This window comes from Nocardia coubleae NBRC 108252 (assembly GCF_001612805.1).
GTDB lineage: Bacteria > Actinomycetota > Actinomycetes > Mycobacteriales > Mycobacteriaceae > Nocardia > Nocardia coubleae.
In genome coordinates this window covers 223,309-243,325 of sequence record NZ_BDBD01000008.1, presented here as the reverse complement: position 1 = coordinate 243,325, position 20,017 = coordinate 223,309, and the positions used below count along the sequence as shown (strand labels likewise).

At 69.3% G+C, this 20,017-nt stretch carries 13 protein-coding genes; 6 read left to right on the top strand and 7 right to left on the bottom strand.

Annotated features, from left to right (window positions below; all coding sequences use genetic code 11):
- On the bottom strand, positions 1-271 hold a 271-nt coding region (locus NCO8_RS07455), incomplete at its 3' end, for a protein kinase domain-containing protein (protein WP_157104811.1).
- A 118-nt stretch (positions 272-389) separates the two neighbouring features.
- Positions 390-1,493, bottom strand: coding sequence for a serine/threonine-protein kinase (locus tag NCO8_RS07450; protein WP_084456709.1), 1,104 nt, complete (start codon positions 1,491-1,493; stop codon positions 390-392).
- Positions 1,494-1,610: 117 nt separating this feature from the next.
- On the opposite strand from NCO8_RS07450, the gene NCO8_RS07445 reads away from it, so the two are divergent.
- From NCO8_RS07445 to NCO8_RS07420, 6 genes are all read left to right on the top strand, one after another.
- Entirely contained in the window at positions 1,611-2,381 is a 771-nt protein-coding gene (locus tag NCO8_RS07445) for a deoxyribonuclease IV (RefSeq protein ID WP_067491328.1), read from the top strand.
- Positions 2,382-2,482: 101 nt separating this feature from the next.
- Positions 2,483-3,424 carry a TauD/TfdA dioxygenase family protein gene (locus tag NCO8_RS07440; protein WP_067637511.1) on the top strand — a complete coding sequence of 314 codons (942 nt, stop codon included), beginning with the start codon at positions 2,483-2,485 and terminating at the stop codon, positions 3,422-3,424.
- Between the two features lie 149 nt (positions 3,425-3,573).
- Complete coding sequence (locus NCO8_RS07435; RefSeq protein WP_174550302.1) at positions 3,574-4,776, top strand: CaiB/BaiF CoA transferase family protein; 1,203 nt, start codon at positions 3,574-3,576, stop codon at positions 4,774-4,776.
- A gap of 163 nt (positions 4,777-4,939) precedes the next feature.
- Positions 4,940-5,851 (top strand): hydroxymethylglutaryl-CoA lyase-like TIM-barrel protein, encoded by a 912-nt coding sequence (locus NCO8_RS07430; protein ID WP_067637581.1) that lies wholly within the window; start codon positions 4,940-4,942, stop codon positions 5,849-5,851.
- Between the two features lie 55 nt (positions 5,852-5,906).
- Complete coding sequence (locus NCO8_RS07425; RefSeq protein ID WP_243749737.1) at positions 5,907-6,683, top strand: ABC transporter ATP-binding protein; 777 nt, start codon at positions 5,907-5,909, stop codon at positions 6,681-6,683.
- Entirely contained in the window at positions 6,680-9,211 is a 2,532-nt protein-coding gene (locus NCO8_RS07420) for an ABC transporter permease (protein ID WP_067637507.1), read from the top strand. The genes NCO8_RS07425 and NCO8_RS07420 overlap by 4 nt, the downstream gene beginning before the upstream one ends.
- A gap of 194 nt (positions 9,212-9,405) precedes the next feature.
- Here NCO8_RS07420 and NCO8_RS31160 read toward each other — a convergent pair whose 3' ends face one another.
- The 5 genes from NCO8_RS31160 to NCO8_RS07395 form a co-directional block, all read right to left on the bottom strand.
- The gene (locus tag NCO8_RS31160) at positions 9,406-11,832 is read right to left on the bottom strand and encodes an ADP-ribosylglycohydrolase family protein (RefSeq protein ID WP_067637505.1); all 2,427 of its coding nucleotides are present in this window, start codon (positions 11,830-11,832) and stop codon (positions 9,406-9,408) included.
- A gap of 68 nt (positions 11,833-11,900) precedes the next feature.
- The gene (locus tag NCO8_RS07410) at positions 11,901-13,064 is read right to left on the bottom strand and encodes a VWA domain-containing protein (protein ID WP_067637503.1); all 1,164 of its coding nucleotides are present in this window, start codon (positions 13,062-13,064) and stop codon (positions 11,901-11,903) included.
- Positions 13,065-13,146: 82 nt separating this feature from the next.
- Positions 13,147-15,693 (bottom strand): DUF5682 family protein, encoded by a 2,547-nt coding sequence (locus tag NCO8_RS07405; RefSeq protein WP_067637579.1) that lies wholly within the window; start codon positions 15,691-15,693, stop codon positions 13,147-13,149.
- 49 nt (positions 15,694-15,742) lie between these two features.
- On the bottom strand, positions 15,743-16,843 hold the full coding sequence (locus NCO8_RS07400) for an ATP-binding protein (protein ID WP_067637501.1): 1,101 nt from the start codon (positions 16,841-16,843) through the stop codon (positions 15,743-15,745).
- Positions 16,840-19,794 carry an SWIM zinc finger family protein gene (locus NCO8_RS07395; RefSeq protein ID WP_067637499.1) on the bottom strand — a complete coding sequence of 985 codons (2,955 nt, stop codon included), beginning with the start codon at positions 19,792-19,794 and terminating at the stop codon, positions 16,840-16,842. The genes NCO8_RS07400 and NCO8_RS07395 overlap by 4 nt, the downstream gene beginning before the upstream one ends.
- Positions 19,795-20,017 lie beyond the last annotated feature (223 nt).

Here is a 20,017-nt window from a genome sequence, read left to right as displayed (position 1 = left end):
TGTACTGCATGGAGATCCAGAGCTGCTCGTCGTCGAGGCCCCGGTCGTACACGGTGACGATGTTCGGGTGATCCAGGCGCGCGACCAGGTCGGCCTCACGTTCGAAACGCGCACGCACTTCCTGGTCGAAGAACATCTCGCGGTTGAGCAGCTTCAGCGCGGTGAGCCTCGGTAGGCGCGGGTGCTTGGCGAGATAGACCGAACCCATGCCACCGCGGCCGAGCTGCCGTTCGATGACATAACCGGCGAAGACATCTCCGTTGGCCAGCATGTCTGCTCCACTTCCCGCCGTGCGCCGGGACCCACCAGCGCACGCGCGTACCGAAAATCATCGAAACCATAGCAGTCGGTGACCGCACCGAGGGGGCCCGCGAACAGCGGGCACACGATCACGGTGGGCGCCGGTGCTGCGGCGGCACGATGTAGCCGGGATGGTTACGGCCACCGGGGAAGTCGATGGTTCCCGGCCGGGTGGCCGGGCGCCGCGGCGGGATCGGATTGCCACCCGTCGACGGGCGCTGGGTATGCGGCTGCGCGACGTGCGGATACGGCTGCGCGGGCGTCGGCGGTCGCGGCGCCGGGTAGGGCCGCGGGTTTTCCCGCGCGCGCAGCACCACACCGCTCGAGGTGTACTGCGGCTGGTGATGCCACGGACCCGGCACGGCGAACAGCGCCGCCCTGGCCGCGTCGGCGAACTCGGTGCAACTGGCGTACCTGGCCGCCGGGTGCTTGGCGGTCGCCCTGGCCAGCACCGCGTCCAGCGTCGACGGCAGGTCGGGGCGCAGGCTGCGCAGTGGCGGGACCGGGGTGCTCATGTGCGCCTGGATCACCGCCGCCGGGCTCGGCCCGGGGAACGGCACCGAGCCGGTGAGCATCCAGAACAGGGTGCAGGCCAGCGAGTACTGGTCGGCGCGATGGTCCATCGGGCCACCGGCCAGATGTTCGGGCGCGGCGTAGGCGAGGGTGGCGGTGATGGAGCCCGCCGAGGACAGGGTGGTCTCGCTGTCGCGCACGGCCGCGATGCCGAAGTCGGTGAGAACCACCCGCTCCGGGCGGCCGATGGGCGGTTTGGCGAGCAGGATGTTCGCCGGTTTCACGTCGCGGTGCAGGACCCCGCTCGCGTGCGCGAAGTCGAGCGCGGTGGCGGTCTCGGCGGCGATCTGCACGGCGCGCCCGGGGGTCAGCACGTTCACATCGGCGGTCGCCACGTCGGTACCCGCGACGAACTGCATGGAGATCCACAGCTGGTCGTCGTCGGTGCCGCGGTCGTAGACATTGACGATATTGGGGTGCTCGAGCTGGGCGACCAGGTCGGCCTCGCGTTCGAACCGGCGGCGGATCTCCTCGTCGGCGGACAGATCGCGGCTGAGCAGCTTCAACGCGGTGAGGCGTGGCAGACGCGGATGCCGGGCCAGATACACCACGCCCATGCCACCGTGGCCGAGCACACGCCGGATCGTGTAGCCGGCGAACACGTCGCCTTTGACCAACACGCGAAGTCACCCCCTCCAGGGCAGAGCACCCGTCGAAATTCTACCGATGTATCTCCTGCCGCCTCCCACATGCAACATCTTCCGACCTTGTCGGTGCCGCGGATTAGGGTGTCAGCTATGCGCATTGGAGCACACGTTCGCGACGAGGGCGATCCGATCGGATTCGGCGAGAAGCTCGGCGCCGAGGTCATCCAGATGTTCGTAGTCGATCCGCAGAGCTGGGACAAACCGCAGCCGCACCCGAAGGCGGCCGAGATCCTGGCCAGCCCGATCGACGTGGTCGTGCACTCGTCCTATCAGATCAATGTGGCCAGCCTGAACAACCGGCTGCGGATGCCCTCGCGCAACGCGGTCGCCCAGCAGGCGAAGGCAGCCGCCGAACTCGGCGCGTTCGGCCTGGTCGTGCACGGCGGGCACGTGCGCTCCGACGCCGAGATCGACACCGGAATCGACAACTGGCGCAAGCTGTTCGAACGCCAGCAGGACAAGGGCGGCTTCGCCGTACCGATCCTGATCGAGAACACCGCGGGCGGCAACCACGCGATGGCACGGCACTTCGACTCGATCGCCCGGCTGTGGGACGCCGTCGGCGACTACGGTGCCGGATTCTGTCTCGACACCTGTCACGCCTGGGCCGGTGGCGAGGAACTCGTCGGCGTGGTCGAGCGGATCAAGGCCATCACCGGCCGGATCGACCTGGTGCACCTGAACTCCTCGCGCGACGAGTTCGACTCCGGCGCCGACCGGCACGCCAACTTCGCCGACGGCACCATCGACCCGCAGCTGCTGGCCGAGGTCTGCCGCACCGCGGGCGCCCCCGTCATCCTCGAAACCCCCGTCGACGGTGTCGCCGACGACCTGGCCTACCTGCGGGAAACCCTGGGCTGAGGACGTTTCGGATCAGCCGGAGAGAAAACCTGTCTGTTCGAGTGGGTTCGCGGTGTGCTTGACGCCTACCCGGAATCCACAACAGACAGAGGTGATCCCCCATGACGGTCGACCAGGCCACCCTGACCGTGACCAAGCTCGGCGCCCACATCGGCGCCCAGGTCGACGGTGTCCGCCTCGGTGGTGCGCTGGACGCGGCGACCGTCGCCACCATCCGGCGCGCACTCAACGAGCACAAGGTGATCTTCTTCCGTGGCCAGGACCACCTCACCGAAGACGGTCAGCACGAGTTCGCACAGCTGCTCGGCAGCCCGACCACCCCGCATCCCACGGTGAAGTCGCAGGGTGTGAAGAGCCTGGCCATCGACTCCGAGAACGGGCGCGCCAATTCGTGGCATACCGACGTGACGTTCGTCGACCGGATCCCGAAGGCGTCGATCCTGCGGGCGGAGTATCTGCCAACCTACGGCGGTTCGACGACCTGGGCGTCGACGGTGGCCGCCTACAACTCGCTGCCCGAGCCGCTGAAGCTGCTCGCCGACAACCTGCGTGCGGTGCACACCAACGTGTACGACTACGCGGCGAAGAATGTGGAGCCGCTCCGGCCGAAGTCCGAGCAGTACCGGGCCGAGTTCCAGTCGACGTACTTCGAGACCGAGCATCCGGTGGTACGAGTGCACCCGGAGACCGGGGAGCGTGCCCTACTGCTCGGGCATTTCGTGAAGAACTTCGTCGGTTTGTCGACCAGCGAGTCCCAGGCACTGTTCCGCTTGTTCCAGGACCGGGTGACCCGGCTCGAGAACACCACCCGCTGGACCTGGGCCGACGGCGACGTCGCCATCTGGGACAACCGCGCCACCCAGCACTACGCGATCGACGACTACGACGACCAGCCGCGCCGCCTCACCCGGATCACCCTGGCCGGCGACATTCCGGTCGGCGTCGACGGACAGCCCAGCAAGCCGCTACAGGGCAACGCCGAGCACTACTCGATCATCGCCGCCGCCGCCGACCTGACCCACCTGAGCGAAAGTCTCGCCTGATCACGCAAGCACATGGGTAACTCACCGGGCACGGGCCAACTCACCACGCGCCCCAAAGCTTGCCGCGTCCCCAGCCTCCCCGCACCTGAGTCTGGCCAGAGTCGCGGGGAGGCGGATGGGCTAGAGTCGGCGGGGTGGCGGATAAGTGTATTCGGCCGTTGGACGGTGTTCGGGTCCTGGAACTCGGCAACTACGTGGCCGCTCCCACCGCCGGTCGTATCCTCGGTGATTTCGGTGCCGAGGTCATCAAGGTCGAACGGCCCGGCACCGGCGACGAACTGCGGAATTGGCGGCTCTACGGCGGCGACACGTCCATGCTGTATCGCACGGTGAACCGCAACAAGAAGTCGATCGTGCTCGACCTGCGCACCCAGGCGGGCCGCGACATCGTGCTCGACCTGCTCGCGCACTGCGATGTGCTGCTCGAGAACTTCCGGCCCGGAATGCTGGAGAAGTGGGGACTCGGGCCCGACGTGCTCGAGCAGGTGAATCCGAACCTGGTCATCACCCGGATCTCGGCCTACGGGCAGACCGGTCCGATGGCATCGCGGCCGGGTTTCGCCGCCGTGGCCGAGGCCGTGGGTGGGCTGCGTGAACTCGTCGGCGATCCCGATCGGCCGCCGGTGCGCGTCGGGGTGTCCATCGGTGACTCCATCGCGGGCATCTACGCCGCGTTCGGCACCGTCATGGCCCTGTTCCAGCGCGAACGCATCGGCCGGGTGCCCCAGGCCGAACGCATCATCGACGTGGCGCTCAACGAGTCGATCCTGTCGGTGATGGAGTCGCTGGTGCCCGACCATCTGGCCTACGGCATCAACCGGGAACGGGTCGGCGGCCGCATGGAAGGCATCGCCCCGAGCAACGCCTACCCCACCAGCGACGGCTTCAGCATCATCATCGGTGGCAACGGCGACGCCATCTTCCAGCGATACATGCAGGTCATCGATCGTCCCGACCTGGCCGCCGACCCGGAACTGGCCGACAACGCGGGCCGCTGGCGCAACCGCGAGCGCCTCGACGCGGCCATCGCCGAATGGACGGTGCGCCACACCAGGGACGAGGCGCTGAAAGTGCTCGACGCCGCGGCCATACCGTGCGGTCCCATCTACACCGCGGCCGATATCGTGGCCGACGAGCAGTACCGAGCAAGAAACATGATCCAGTCGTTCCCGGTCGAGGTGGGCGAGCCCGAACCCAAACAGGTGGGTTTCACCGGCATCGTCCCCGTGATCGGGGGTGAGTCGCTGCCGATCCGCAATGTCGGCCCCGACCTCGGCGAGCACACCAGGGAGGTGCTCGGTGGGCTGCTGGGGATGACCGACGATCAGATCGACGCGCTGGAGGCATCGTGACCAGACGAGTACACGGTCGGCGCCGCCCGCCGGTGCGCAGCAAGTGGGAACCGCGCGGCCCGGGCCATGTGCGTCCGACGGTGCACCCGACTCCGGCAAGTGTCGGTGACAAACCGTGCGGCGGGGTGATGTGCGTGCCGACGCAGGAACCGGAGCACCGGCGATGACTGCGCTGCTGCGCGATGTCACCCTGCGCGACGGGTTGCAACTCACCGGCAAGGTGCTGCCGGTGGAGTACAAGATCGACGTGGTGCGCCGGTTGCTGGCCGCCGGTGTGCCCGCGCTCGAGATCGGTTCGATGGCCCGCCCCGATCTGGTCGCGCCGATGGCCAACTCGCTCGAGCTGATCGCCGCCCTCACCCCTGAAGAGCTGGCGAAATGCTGGGTGTGGGTGGCTACGCCACGGCATGTGGAGAAGGCCGCCGAGGCGGGGGCACGCAACTTCCAGTACTGCTTCTCGGTGTCGGACGCCCACAACAAGGCCAATATCGGGCGCGACACCGAGACCTCGGTGGCCGCCATGCCCGACGCCATCCGGCTGGCGCACGAGGCGAACGGCTCGATCCAGCTGTGCCTGGCCACCAGCTTCACCTGCCCGTTCGACGGACCGGTCGATCCCGAACGGGTGCTGGCCATCGCCCGCGACCCACGTACCGAAGGCGCCACCGACATCGTCCTCGCCGACACCCTCGGCCAGGCCGCGCCCGGCGAAGTGAGCGCGCTGGTCGGAGCCGTACGCGAAACCACCCCGCCGCGCCGCATCGTCTTCCACGGGCACGACACCTGGGGCATGGGTGTGGCCAACACCCTCGCCGCGATCGAGGCGGGCGCGGGGATGGTCGACGGTGCCCTCGGCGGCCTCGGCGGGTGCCCGTTCGCACCGGGTGCCAGCGGCAACACCGCGACCGAGGACATCCTGTTCGCCACCCGCCCGAGCTGGTTCGGACCCGAGAAGCTGGCGCGGCTGGTCGGGCTGACCGAGGAGTTGCTCGGCGAACTGGGCGAACCCAATCGCTCGCGCACCGCCGAGGGCGCACGGTCGAAAGCCGACGCTTTCGAGTGGGTCATCCGGTAGGTATCGGGGGGATCCCGGATGGCGCCGGTGACGGTCGGCCGCCAGACTGGACACCATGACTTCACACCCCATGGGGACCGAGGCCGTCGAGTCGGCGGCCGCTACCGAGATCGCCGCCGCAGCACAGGACCTGGTGAAGCTGTACGGCTCGGGAGATACCCAGGTCAAGGCCCTCGACGGGGTGTCGGCCGACTTCGCGCGCGGCGAGTTCACGGCCATCATGGGACCGTCCGGTTCGGGCAAATCGACCCTCATGCACTGCCTGGCCGGCCTGGACAGCGCCAGCGCGGGCGAGGTCCGCATCGGTGACACCGCGCTCACCGGTCTGTCCGACAAACAGATGACCGCGCTGCGCCGCGACCGCATCGGATTCGTCTTCCAGGCGTTCAACCTGGTTCCCACGCTCACCGCGCTGGAGAACATCACCCTCCCGCTCGACATCGCGGGCCGCAAAGCCGACCAGGACTGGCTCGACACCGTGGTGAAGCGGCTCGGGCTCGCCGACCGGCTCACCCATCGGCCGAGCGAACTGTCCGGCGGTCAGCAGCAGCGCGTGGCGTGTGCCCGCGCCCTGGTCGGCAAACCGGAGATCATCTTCGGTGACGAACCGACCGGCAACCTCGACTCGCACTCCTCCGGTGAGGTGCTCTCGATCCTGCGCGCCTCGGTCGACGAGTTCGGCCAGACCGTCGTGATCGTCACACACGACCCGCGCGCCGCGGCCTACGCCGACCGGGTGGTGTTCCTCGCCGACGGCCGCATCGTCGACGAGCTGCGCGATCCGACGCAGGACTCGATCCTCGACCGGATGAAGGCGCTGGAGACCAAATGAGCAACCCGATGCGCAAGGTTGCCTTGCGTAATCTCGCCGCGCACAAGGTGCGGTTGGCCTTGACGGTGCTGTCGGTGGTGCTCGGCACCGCCTTCATCTCCGGGTCGTTCGTGTTCACCGACACCCTGCAGCGCACCTTCGACGGAATCTTCGCGGGCCAGGCCCAGGGCGTCGACGTGCGCGTGGGCCCGAAGGACCAGCAGTCGCTCGGCGTGCCGAACAATATCGTCGCCGCGCTGGCCAAGGCCGACGGTGTCGAACGCGTCGCCCCGGCGGTGAACGGCCCGGTCGTGCTGCTGCAACCCGACGGCAAGAAGGCCGTCCAGACCGGTGGTGCACCGAGTTTCGGCCTGTCGTACCTGCCGCCGGACCAGGCCGTCGAGGAACCGGAGAAGTTCGTCGCGGGCGCGCCGCCGTCGCAGACCGGCGAGATCGCGCTCAACACCGGCGGTGCCGAGAAGGCCGGGCTGAAGGTCGGCGACAAGACCAAGGTGCTCGTCCCGTCCAAGGGCGACCCGTTCGAGGTGACGCTCACCGGCATCTACGAGATGCCGGGCGCCGAGGGCGGCGGGGTGGTCGCGGTGATGTTCACCGAACCGCAGGGCCGCAAGCTGTTCACCGACGGCAACTACGTGGCCTACGCCGATATCCGTGCCGCACCGGGTGTTTCGGCCGACGACCTGCGCGATCGGCTCGCCGTCGGCCTGCCGAACCTGAAGGTGCAGAACTCCGACGAGGTCCGCGAGGATATGAAGAAGGAGATCTCCGAGGCGCTCACCTTCATCAACTACTTCCTGCTCGCGTTCGGTGCGATCGCGCTGATCGTCGGCACGTTCATCATCTACAACACCTTCTCGATGATCGTCGCGCAGCGGTTGCGTGAGCTCGCGTTGCTGCGCGCGATCGGGGCGAGCCGTCAGCAGGTGGGCCGGTCCGTGGTCGCCGAGGCCGTGGTGATCGGGCTGATCGGCAGTGCGATCGGCTTGGCGGCGGGTATCGCGCTGGCGTTCGGGTTGTCGGCGTTGCTCAATGCCTTCGATCTCGGTCTGCCGACCGGTTCGCTGACGGTGTTGCCGCGCACCGCGATCGTCGCCCTGCTCGTCGGGTTGGTGGTGACGGTGGCCAGTGCTTACGCACCCGCCCGCCGCGCCGCGAAGGTGCCGCCGGTGGAGGCCATGCGATCCGAATTCGCCAGCGCTGGTGAGTCGTTGCGGGTGCGGACCGTCATCGGTGCGGTGCTCGCCGTGGCGGGCGGTGTGCTGGTGTATCTCGGTGCGCAGGGCACCGGCAAGAGCGCGGCGATCACCGTCGGAGTGGGTGCGCTCGGCTTGATCCTGGCCGTACTGCTCGCCGCGCCCGCGCTGTCGCGGCCCGTGGTGGTGGTGCTCGGTGTGCTGACCCGGCCGTTCGGGCCGATGGGCCGGATGGCGCGCAACAACGCGGTGCGCAATCCGCGCCGCACCGCCGCCACCGCCTTCGCACTGACGCTGGGCCTGATGCTGGTCTCGGCCATCGGCATCCTCGGTGCGTCGGCGAAAACCAGCGTGGACGTGCTGATCGACAAGGGTGTGAAGGCCGAATACGTGCTGGCGGGTCCGCCGATGATCGGTGCGGCGATCGGCGCGGTCGACGCGGTGCGCCAGCAGGTTCCGCAGGTCAGTGATGTCACCGGAATCCGGGCGGTCGGGTTCCGGCTCGGTGACGAACGGGTCGGGGCGACCACACTCGACGGGCCGATCGACCCGGTGATGGACATCGAGATGCGCGAAGGCTCGCGCACCATCGCCGAGCGCGGCATGTTGGTCGGCGAGACCGAAGCGGCCGAGCGGGGATGGGAGCTCGGTGAGAAGGTGACCATCACCAGCCTCGACAACGCCAAGATCGACTTGACCGTCGGCGGTATCTACGCCGACTCGCCGCTGCTGGGCACGATGGTCGTCGACCCGGGCCTCTACGAGCAGTTGATGCCGCAGAAGTTGCGCACCAACCTGATCGTGCTGGTGAAGGCGGTGCCGGGTGCCGATCTCACCGCGATGCGGGCCAACCTCGAGAAGGCCACCGAGCCGTTCGCCGTGGTTCAGGTACAGGACCACGAACAGTTCAAGGGCGCCCAGGGCCAGCAGATCAATACACTGCTCGCCATCCTCTACGGTCTGCTCGCCTTGGCGGTGGTGATCGCGGTGCTCGGCATCATCAACACCCTCGCGCTGTCGGTGGTGGAACGTCGCCGGGAGATCGGCATGCTCCGCGCCGTCGGCACCCAGCGTTCGCAGATACGCCGCACGATCTACCTGGAATCCATGTTGATCGCGATCTTCGGCGCCATCGTCGGACTGCTTCTCGGCGTTGCCCTCGGCGTCGGATTCCTGCGCACCTTGCGCGATATGGGCATCGATCAGATCGACATCCCGTGGTCGCAGCTGGTGGCGATGTTGATCGCCTCGGGTGTGGTCGGTGTGCTGGCGGCGGTGTGGCCGGGTGTGCGGGCCGCGCGCACGCCACCGCTGGCGGCTATCGCGGATCTGTAGGAGCAGCAAGCATTTCGGGCCTTCGGAGACACTTTCCGGAGGCCCGAATGCTGTCGCTGTGCGCGTCCGGCTGCGGGGTACCGGCTCAGTGGCAGGCAGGTCGGCGACGCATGCTGGTCTGCAGCTGCTGTGGCCCGACCGCCGCGTCCAGGCCGGGCCGACGCCGGTGCCGTGTCGTCCGCGATCGCCGGCGGTCAGGCCGGGTAGGTGGTGGACCAGTCGCGGGTGGGCCGGCCGTGTTCGTCTCGTGGTGGGGTGAGGCCGAATTCGGTGCAGTAGTCGGTGGCCAGGCGTTCGAGGACCGGGCGGGCGTCGACCGTGCGCGACCAGCGATGCGGCAGGGCGCCGCGGCCGTAGCGCGCGCCGAGCAGACTGCCGGCGATCGAGCCGGTGGCATCGCTGTCGCCGGAGTGGTTCACCGACAGCAGCAGCCCGGTGCGGACGATCACGTGTCCGGGTCCGCCGACCGTCTCCGCCGCCAGCATCGCGTACACAGCGATCGCGAGAGCCTCGGGGCCGATCCAGCCCTCGCCCAGGGTCTCGAGGTCTTCGGGCCTCGGCACGCGCGCGGGCCGTGCGGTGCGGGCGGCCAGGGTGATCGCCGCGTCGAGGGCGGCCGTGGTCTCCTCGTGGTGCGGGTAGGTCGCGAGTTCGGCCAGTGCCCGCTCGACTGCGGTCTTGGTGCCGATTCCCCGGCTCATCTGATAGACCAGCGCGGCCAAAACGCCCGCGGGCAGCCACCCACTGGGGTGTCCGTGGGTGAGAGCGGCTGTGTCGCAGCCCAATTCGAAGATGGCGGTAAGGGCGGCACCGGAACGATCGGCGGCGTAACCGAATCCGCACGGAGCCGACCGCATCAGCGCGCCGCTGCCCTTGGAATTGTTGATCGGCCGGTCGCGGGTGCCCAGCGGGTTCGTCGGCTCCCGCCGCTCGGCCACCGCGCGCAGCGAGGTGTACACCGAGTTCGCGACGCCGCGCTGTTCGACCAGCTCGCGATGACCGGCCAGGGAGCTGTGCAGGGCGGTCGGTTGTTCGGGCAGTTCACCCACCTGCCCGCGTAACCACACGAGCATCCCCTGCTGCAGCAGACCGAGCGTCGCACCCCCGATGCCCTTGGCCCGCGCGCGCACCGAACCCCGGATGAGGGCCTCCACGGTGAACGCGGTCAGCTGCGTCTCCTCGGAGATCCGGAGCTGGTCGGCCTCGTCGGTCACCCCGAGGTAGCCGTACTCGTCGCGGATCTTGCGCAGGGACATGGTCTCGATCGGCGCACCGAGTGCGTCCCCGATCGCGCCACCGATCAGGCAGCCGTGCACCGCGTTCAGCCATTCGGCCGGGCCCTGCGGCTGCCCGGCGCCGCCGCGATCCGAACCGCTGTTCCGCGAAGGTGCTTTTCGTGGATCGGCGGAAACGTTCTGGTGTGCCGACGAATCACCCCCGTGCGGATCAAGTGTTGTCGGGTCGCCGCCGCGTCGTGGTTGGGCTTGTAGTGCGGCGACTATTCCGGGTTCGATGTCGTGCGGTGGGACGCGGCCTTCTGTGTGCGTATCGCGAGGCGGTGCTTCGGGTCGTCGTCCGGCGGCGCCGGTGTGGAGCACGGGATCGCCCGCCGAGGTGGCCGGGTGTCCGATGTGCGCGGCTGGTCCTGTGGCAGCGCGGGGGTCGAGACCGTCTGCCCTGCCGTAGTTTGTGGAAAGGCCGACTTCAGTTGGGTCCCAGCGGCGATGGGTGGCGGGGTGGATCGTCGGTGCTTGGTGGCCTGGATCCGTGGTGTGCGGGGGACGGCGGAGTGCTTCGGTGAGCGCGGTCGCGAAGGCGGTGCAGGTGGGGAAGCGGTGGGCCGGGTTCTTCGCGAGGGCTTTGGCCAGGACCGCGTCGACAGCGGCGGGGAGGCTGGTGCGCCGCGAGCTCGCCGACGGGGGTGGGGCGTTGAGGTGGCCGAGCATGACGGTGGCGGGGTTGGGCGCATCGTAGGGACCGGTGCCGGTGAGGAGCCGGAAAACGGTGCAGGCCAGGGAGTATTGGTCGCCGCGTCCGTCGAGTGGTTCGCTGCTGAGCTGCTCCGGGGAGGCGTAGGCGATGGTGGCGGTGAACTGGCCGGTGCGGGTCAGTCCGCCGGTGTCGTCGAGGAGCTTGGCGATCCCGAAATCGGTGAGCACCACCCGTTCGTCGAAACCCGCGCCGACGCCCGCCGTGCGCGAGAGCAGGATATTGGCCGGCTTCACATCCCGGTGCAGCACACCCTGGCGGTGCGCGTAATCCAGTGCGCCCGCCGTCTGGGTGACGATCTGGGCGATGCGGTCGGTCCCGAACTCCGCCGCCGGTACCGCCGCCGCGTCCGTTCCGTCGACGAACTGCATGGCGATCCAGCACCGTTCGTCCTCGACGCCACGGTCGTAGACGGTGATGATGTTCGGGTGATCGAGCTGGGCGATCACATCGGCTTCACGCTCGAACCTGGCCCGGATCTCGGTGTCGGCGAACAGCTCCCGATGCATGAGCTTGAGCGCGGTGAGGCGTGGCAGCCTGCGGTCCTTCGCCGCGTACACCGAGCCCATCCCGCCGCGCCCCAGCTCTCGTTCGATGACGAAACCGGCGAAAACCGCCCCGCGCCGCACCATCGCTCACCCCGTTCACCGAATCCGATCGTTGGCAGCCTAATCGGTCGCGTGCCTTCGCCGAGTCGTTGTCACACCGCCGATGCGTGGGTGTGCGCCCACCGGGTGATGTCGCCGCGGTCGAGCGCGGTGGCGAGCAGGTCGGGGAATTTGTCCGGTGTACAGGCGAAAGCCGGGATGCCGAGCGCCGCGAGCGCCGCCGCGTTGTCGTGATCGTAGGCCGGTGCGCCTTCGTCGGAGAGCGCGAGCAGTACCACCACCTGCACGCCCGATTCCTTCATCGCATTGCACCGGCGCAGCATCTCCTCGCGCACCCCGCCCTCGTAGAGGTCGGAGATGAGCACGAACAGGCTGTCGGTGGGCCGGGTGATGAGCGATTGGGAGTAGGCGATGGCGCGATTGATGTCGGTGCCACCGCCGAGCTGGGTGCCGAACAGCACGTCGACCGGGTCGCTGAGTTGCTCGGTGAGATCCACGACCTCGGTGTCGAACACCACCAGCGAGGTCTTCAGCGACCGCATCGAGGCCAGCACCGCGCCGAACACCGAGGCGTAGACCACGCTGGCCGCCATCGACCCCGATTGGTCGATCGCGAGCACCACGTCGCGCTGGATCGCCTGCGACTTGCGGCCGTACCCGACGAGTCGCTCGGGCACGACGGTTCGGTGTTCGGGCAGGTAGTTGGCCAGGTTCTTGCGGATGGTCCGGTCGAAGTCGATATCGCGCAGTTTCGGGCGGTGGGTGCGCGCGGCCCGGTTGACCGCGCCCGACACGGCCGCCACCGTCTTGGCCGCGATGCGTCGTTCGATCTCGCGCACGACCTTCTCCACCACCATGCGGGCGGTCGCCTTGGTGGTCTCGGGCATCACCCGGTTGAGACCGAGCAAGGTACCGACCAGGTGCACATCGGGTTCGACCGATTCCAGCAGTTCCGGTTCCAGCAGCAGCTGGGTGAGGTTGAGCCGCTGCACCGCGTCGCGTTGCATCACCTCGACCACGGTGGCGGGAAAGTAGGTGCGGATGTCACCGAGCCAGCGCGCCACCCTGGGCGCCGAACCGCCCAGCCCGCCGGACCTTTTCGCCGACGTGCCGGCCTCACCGGTTTTGTACAAAGCGCTCAGTGCCTGGTCCATGGCCTGATCCGCCCCCGACCCCAGTCCGCCGAGTTGTTCCTCGGCGGCCGAGCCGAGCACGAGACGCCAACGGCGCGCATGCGTTTCGTCGTTACCGGTCATGGTTGACGCTCCTGATGATCGAGCCGGGTTCGTCGGACAGGTGAGGACTCGCGCCTCGAGACGCGATGGGCGAAGACTGCGCTCATCCGGCGGCGCCGAGAATGCTCGCGGCGGCGCGCAGCGCCAGCTGTCCGCGCGCCGGGTCGACGGCCGTAGCGTTCGCGGTGGCGGCCGGTGCTGGACCGGTGTCGCGCAGGGCCTGGCCGATGGCGCGGCGTTCGCCCGATTCGAAGGAACCGAAGGTGCGGCGCAGCAGGGGCAGGGTGGCGACGAACTGGTCTTCGGGGAGCTCGCGCAGCCAGTCGTCGATGCGGCGCAACAAGTCTCGGTCGTGGACGAGCAGGAGTCCACGGCCGCCGAGGAACCCGTCGATCCAGGCGGCCTTGGCCGCGGGGGTGTTGCCCACCGACAAGGCCGCCGAGAGCCGGCGCGCCGAATCGGCGTCGTCGATGCGTTCGGCATCGCACAGCAGCCGAACGGCGCGCCCGCCGATGGCGCCGTGCACGTCGTCGCGATCGGCGATGCGATGCAGGGTGGCCAGCCACTCGGTGGTCGAGCGGGTGTCGTCGCGGGTGCTGACGGCGGTGTGGGCGGCATCGATCTGACTGCGCAGCGCCTCGGCCGCGTCGGTGTCCAAGCCGGTCACCGCACCCGGAAGACCGGCGCAGATGCGCACGAGCAGGCCGTCGGCCACGTGCTCGAGCGCTTTGGTGTCGGTGCCGCGCACGTCGCCGTAGCGCAGGGTGCGGGTCAGGCCGGGCAGGGCGCCGAGCAGGTGGGTGACGTCGTGGTCGAGGGCGGCTGCCGCCTCCAGGCGGGCGATCAGGCCGTCGGTGGCGCCGCCGAGGTCGGCGAGCAGCGCCGTCTCGAGCGCGTCGGCGAGTTCGGTGACCGACACACCGTCGCGGCTCGCGGTGTCGAGGATCTTGGCTTCCGCCGCCGTGCGCAGGGTGGTACCCCACACGGCGGCTTCCACGATGCGTACCTCGAACTCGGGTTCCCAACGCAGCGACCAGGTTTCGCGGAAAGTGCCGGTGCTGCGCACCTCACCGACGGTCGGAGTGCCCCACTCGATACCGAGCAGCCGTAGCCGGTGCAGCAGGTGCGAGCGTTCGACGTCGCGTTCCTTACGCAGATCGAGGTCGACCGTGCGGATGAGGGCTTCCTGCTTGAGCCGAAGGGTTTTGATGCGCGCCCGCAGATCGGCGGCCAGCGGGACGGTCGGCGTGTTCTCCGGCACCGCACCGAGCGTTTCGCCGACGACGAGCTCGTCGACGACCAGCCGCAGCATGGTCTCGTCCCCGCCGCACATCACCGACCGCACGGCCTCGGTGACCTCCGACAACCCCGCCAGCGGCCTGCCGCGCAGCGCGGCGAGCGTGTCGGCCAGGCGAACCGACTCGATGATGTGCGCGCTCGACACCGGCAGATCGTGTGCGCGCAGCACCCCCGCCACCTTCGTCAACCACCGCGCCACCGGTCGCTCGGTCTCGGTGAACAGGTGGTGATACCAGCCGGGTGAGGTGACCCCGGCCCCGTACCCCGAGCCCGATGCCAACCGGGAGTGCGTCCACGGCACCCACGTCAGAGCGGCTTTCGTCTTCGGAAGTCCCTTCAGCAGACGCATATCCGGCGCCGCCGGACCCAGCGGCCCCACCAGCGCGGGCGCATGCCATGCCCCGCACACCACCGCCACCCGACGAGCCCCGCCCTTGAGCACCTGCCGCATCGTCTGGCGCATATACGCCTCGCGCCGCAAGGTGTGCTCGTCGACCACCAGCGGCCCGGCCCCCACCGCTTCGGGCAGCAGGTGCTCGAGCCCCGCACTCTCCACCGACTCCCTGTCCGACGACGTCAGCGGATCGGTCGATGTCGCCAGGTCGTCCGCTTCGGCGCGGATCGCGGGCTGGTCCGAGCTGATCGGCGTGGCAGGTTCGTCTCGGCCGGTCGGCGTCTCGTGATCGTCCGAATCGGTCCCCGCTGCGCAGTCGATCGGAGGTGTTGGTTCGTCTGTGCCAGCCGGCGCATCCGGGTCTGCCGAGCGGGTCGATGCCTGGGGTGCGGGCGAGTTCGTGCTGGCCGGGGCGTCTTCGCGCAGGGCAGCCATGGCTTCGGTGATGGCGTCGAAAGCAGCGGTGTCGGGGACGGACTCGACGACCGCGTCCCACCAGCGTTCGGCGTCGTCGAAGCCCGCGGCCGAAGCGAGGGCCGCCAGAGGGTCGGTGCGGTCGACGCGGGTGTCGTCCTCGATGGCGAGGACATTGGTGGCGGGCAGGTCGCAGAAGCGGACCGGGACACCGTTGTCGACGCCGTAGCGCATGGCCTGCCACTCCGGGGAGAACACCGCGAAGGGCCAGAATGCGGCTCGGGCGGGCGAATCCGGGACGTAGGCCAGCAGGGCGACCGGTGGGCTCATCGTGTCGGCGGCGACGAAACCGACCAGCGGATCGGCGTCGGCGGGCCCCTCGATGAGAATCGTGTCCGGCCGGAACTCCTCGAGCGCCTGCGCCAGCGACCGTGCCGACCCCGGCCCGTGATGACGGATACCGAACACCCGCGTCACGGGTTCACCGGCCGCCGGCTCGTCCCGCGCCTGATCCGGCCGGGTACCGCCTGTTTGTTCGCTCATCGAAAACCCCATGTGTGCTGTGTGATCCGTCCTCCCCGTCGCGCGGGTGTCAGCCGGCGATGTCGCGGCAGGCGCGGTAGAAATCGGCCCAGTCGGGGCGTTCACGGACAACGGCCTCGAGGTATTCGGTCCAGATCACCGCATCGGCGACCGGGTCCTTGATGACCGAACCGAGTACGGCGCCAGCGATGTCGGAGGCGCGAAGCACACCGTCACCGAAGTGGGCGGACAGGGCGAGACCGTTGGTGATCACCGAGATCGCCTCGGCGGTGGACAGCGTGCCCGACGGCGACTTCAGCTTCGTTCGCCCGTCGGCGGTGATGCCCGATCGCAGCTCACGGAACACCCGAACCACGCGCCGCACCTCCTCGGCGGCGGCCGGGACCGTCGGCAACTCCAGTGCGGCACCGAGCTGCTCGACCCGGCGGCTGACGATCGCCACCTCGGAATCCTCGTCGGCGGGCAGCGGAAGCACGACCGTGTTGAAGCGGCGGCGCAGCGCCGAGGACAGATCGTTGACACCCCGGTCGCGGTCGTTGGCGGTGGCGATCACATTGAAACCCTTGGCCGCCTGCACCTCCGCACCGAGCTCGGGGACGGGCAGCGTCTTCTCGGACAGGATGGTGATGAGCGCGTCCTGCACATCCGAGGGGATGCGGGTCAGTTCCTCGATCCGGGCGATCGCGCCGGTGCGCATGGCCGTCATCACCGGCGACGCGACCAGCGCCGCATCGCTCGGCCCCTCGGCGAGCAGCCGCGCGTAGTTCCAGCCGTATCGGATGGCTTCTTCCGCCGTCCCCGAGGTGCCCTGCACCAGCAGGGTCGACTCACCACTGATGGCCGCCGAAAGATGCTCCGACACCCAGGTTTTCGCGGTACCGGGCACACCGAGCAACAGCAGCGCGCGATCGGTGGCCAGCGTCGCCACGGCCACCTCCATCAGCCTGCGGGGACCGACGTACTTGGGTGTGATGACCGTGCCGTCGGCCAGCGTGCCGCCGAGTACATAGGTGACCACCGCCCACGGCGACAACTTCCACGACGGCGGACGCGGCCGGTCGTCGACGCGCGCCAGCGCGGTGAGCTCGTCGGCGAAGGCCTGCTCGGCGTGCGGGCGCAGCAGGGTGGTTGCGGATTCGGTCGTCGTCATGACAGCTCCTCGAGCATGGTGGCGCGTTCGGTGAGATCGGTGGCGAGGGTGCGGAAGGCCTGATGCCAGGCGGGATCGTCGGTGGCCTCGGCCAGCGCGGTGACGCGGGCGGCGAGGCCGACGGGGAGGTGGAGGCCTGCCGCGGTGAGCAGGGCGCGGTCGGTGTAGACACCCGCACCGGCATGCGGGTGGCGTGCCGTGGTGCGGGCGCGTTCACCGAGCAGTCGCAGTACGTGGGTGGCGACCCGGTCCGGCCAGGGATGGTCGAGTCCGGGCAGGATCGCGTGCAGTTCGGTGAGCTGATGCGCGTCCAGATCGAGCACGTGCTCGACACGGTCGGCGGGATCGAGCAGGGTGAACAGTTCCCGGCGGCGCAGCACCGCCTGTTCGGTCGGGGTCGCCCCGGCGAAAAGCTCACGTGCCCAGTTGGTGTCGCGGGCGGCGAGGGTGGCGTCGACCCAGCCGTCGACGATCGCCTTGGCATAACGCACAGGCAGTGCGAGTGCGAGTGCCGTCGCGGCGGTGTTCTCGGGGGTGGTGCCAAGAATCCGCGTCCATGCCGACAGCGGTGCCGCGGCGATCACCTGGTGCAGGGTCTGCACCGATGCGTCGGAGGTGTCCCAGCGCAGCTTCGGCTGTTCGGTGCCGTCGGTGACGCCGTCGCGGCGGGCTTGCGCGCCCACATCGGCGGGGACCTCCACTTCGAGCCCGCCGTCGGAGCCGACCCGGACCCACGCCGTGAGCAGCGCGGTCATCCTGGCGCCGTACGCGGAATCGGGGAGCCGGGCGAGCAGACCGGCGGCCGTGCGACGTACGTCGCCGCGCCGGTCGTCGAGCGCCCGTTCCAGGAGGTCTTCGTCGGCGGCGTTCGCACCGATGCCGAGCAGGCCGAGGAGTTCGGCTTTGATCGCCCCCGATTCCTTGGGCCACGCGCTGGTCAGCACCTCGAGCCCGCGCGCCGGGTCGACCCGGCGCAGGTTGGCGAACCAGTCCTTGCGCTCACCCGGAGTGCCGAACAGCCACACATCGTGCGAGGCAGCGACCTCGACGGAATCGCCGTCGACCACAGGCGAATCCGCAGCGGTTGGATCCTCGGTCCCGGCCGACGATTCGTAGCGGGACGCAGTGGTCTCACCGAAAGATGCCCGGTCGACGGGAAACTCGTCGACCAGCTTCGACCAGGCCGGATTACGCGCCGCCAGCCACCGCCCCCGCCGCCCGGCCAACCGCAGCAGCGGAGCACGCAGCGCGGGATCCGACGCCGCCGACAAGGCCTGCACACACAGCACATCGGGCAATCGGAAGTCGAACGGTTCGGCGGCGGCGAACCATTCGGGAAGGAACGCCGACTTCTCCCGGAGCAGGCGGCTGAGCCGATCGGCCGACCGGCGCGGCAGCAGTGGACGCGGATCATCCAGCGCGGGTTCCGGTTTCGGCGCCGTACCGGGTAGGCGCCCACCTCGCAGGTACAGATCCTGCAAGGCGGCAGTCTCGAGGAGTTTGGTCGCGGTATCCCCACCACGTTGCGGCACCGCGCCCGCGACCGCCGGATCGAGATGCACACCGTCGAGTCCACGGCGAGCGGTGCCGAGCAAGGCGATCGAAACCAGTTCGGCCAGTTCGGGACTCGCGGCGGAACCGGTGGGGAACTCGGTTTCCAGGTCGTGCACCTCGCCGGCGGTGAACACCGACACCGGGTCGAAACCCTCGGCCGACCATTGACCGGTCACCGTCACCGGATGACCACCCGACACCGCGGCCAACCGCCACGGCCGGACCCCGGTGGGTAGGGGCAGCGCGGTGCCTTCGGCATCGACCAGATGCCAACCGTGCTCGTCGATCGCGGGAACCACATCGGTGAGCAGCGCCGGAACAGAACGCACCAGCGGGTCCTCGCTCAGCGCGGCGGCGTAGGCGTCGAGTACATCGCCGATCGTGGTACCGGTGGCCGGGACGGTGGTGAACGGTTCGGGCGCACCGTGGCGGGCACCCCATTGCACCCGCAGCGGTACGGGGCCGGGGTAGTAGTGCAGTTCCGCGTCGACCTCGTTGCCCGGTGCGGGCACCTCGCCGGTGAAATTCGGTGTGCCGAAGGAGTGTTCGATCAGCAGCGCCCAGCGGCCGCTGGCACGGCCACGCAACCAGGTGCGTCGCGCGTAGAGCCGTTCCTCCTCGCTCACCCGCATGCCGAGCACCTGCCAACGGTCACGCACCGCCGGTTCGGCGAGCACGGTCTCGGCCTGCACCGGGTAGCCGATGTGGGAGCGGATGCCGACCTGCAACGGTTCCGGCAACGCGTCGAGGGTGCGGTGGGCGAGGACGAGCAGATGCAGCCGGGCGTATTCGCGCAGCAGCAGCTCGGGCCAGTGTTCGGTGGTGGCCACCGCCGTGGGCAGCCTGCGCAGTGCCTCCGCGATCCGGGGTGCCTGGGCATCGACCATGCGCGCCGCCACGGCCTCGTAGGCGGCATAGGAGCGGTCGGTCTGGGCGAGGCCGGTGCGAACCTGGTCGGTGAGCCACACCTGCAGCTCCGCCAGCCCCGCCGACACCCGGCCGCGCCGCTGCTCGACCGCCGCTGCCGACGGCGCCGACTTGGCCTTCGGCGCTGCGGTGGCCTTGGCGGCCCGGCCCGCGAGCCACTCGGCCGCGAAGTCGGCGGGCGCGTCCCGCGTCGGCACCGCGCCGCTCGACCACGCCAGCAGCAACGACAGGGCGTGCTTGCAGGGAAACTTCCGGCTCGGGCACGAACACTTGTACGCGGGACCGGAGAGATCGACGATCGTCTGGTAGGGCTTGGCCCCGCTGCCCTGGCACAGCCCCCACACCGCGTTCCCCTCGGCGCCGGTGTCGCGCCAGCGACTCGCCAGCTTGCGCGCGGCAGCCACCGAGCTCGCATCGGGCGCGAGCGCACGGACCTGGTCCTCGGTCCACAGCGCGGATGTGTCGGTCATCGGTTCCCCCGTTCTCTGTCGCCGAAATATCTACCCGAGCCCACCGACAACTTCGCCCGTTCACGGTGAAGGACCTGGAAAACCCTGGTGCCGTGGAAAATTCGCGCCTCACCTCTTGCTGTGTGGGGCGAACTCTGGCATTCTGACCTGTTCGGCTCGACCGGACCGCCCGGGCCGCTCAACGCAGCGTAGCGCGGGTGAGAGCACCTCATCGAGCTGCCCG

What these genes read in the sequence shown, in the direction of transcription:
- NCO8_RS07445 (WP_067491328.1), top strand. Translation starts at nt 1,611, where the DNA reads ATGCGCATTGGAGCACACGTTCGCGACGAGGGCGATCCGATCGGATTC.
- NCO8_RS07440 (WP_067637511.1), top strand. Translation starts at nt 2,483, where the DNA reads ATGACGGTCGACCAGGCCACCCTGACCGTGACCAAGCTCGGCGCCCAC.
- NCO8_RS07430 (WP_067637581.1), top strand. Translation starts at nt 4,940, where the DNA reads ATGACTGCGCTGCTGCGCGATGTCACCCTGCGCGACGGGTTGCAACTC.
- NCO8_RS07425 (WP_243749737.1), top strand. Translation starts at nt 5,907, where the DNA reads ATGACTTCACACCCCATGGGGACCGAGGCCGTCGAGTCGGCGGCCGCT.
- NCO8_RS07420 (WP_067637507.1), top strand. Translation starts at nt 6,680, where the DNA reads ATGAGCAACCCGATGCGCAAGGTTGCCTTGCGTAATCTCGCCGCGCAC.
- NCO8_RS31160 (WP_067637505.1), bottom strand. Translation starts at nt 11,832, where the DNA reads ATGGTGCGGCGCGGGGCGGTTTTCGCCGGTTTCGTCATCGAACGAGAG.
- NCO8_RS07410 (WP_067637503.1), bottom strand. Translation starts at nt 13,064, where the DNA reads ATGACCGGTAACGACGAAACGCATGCGCGCCGTTGGCGTCTCGTGCTC.
- NCO8_RS07405 (WP_067637579.1), bottom strand. Translation starts at nt 15,693, where the DNA reads ATGAGCGAACAAACAGGCGGTACCCGGCCGGATCAGGCGCGGGACGAG.
- NCO8_RS07400 (WP_067637501.1), bottom strand. Translation starts at nt 16,843, where the DNA reads ATGACGACGACCGAATCCGCAACCACCCTGCTGCGCCCGCACGCCGAG.
- NCO8_RS07395 (WP_067637499.1), bottom strand. Translation starts at nt 19,794, where the DNA reads ATGACCGACACATCCGCGCTGTGGACCGAGGACCAGGTCCGTGCGCTC.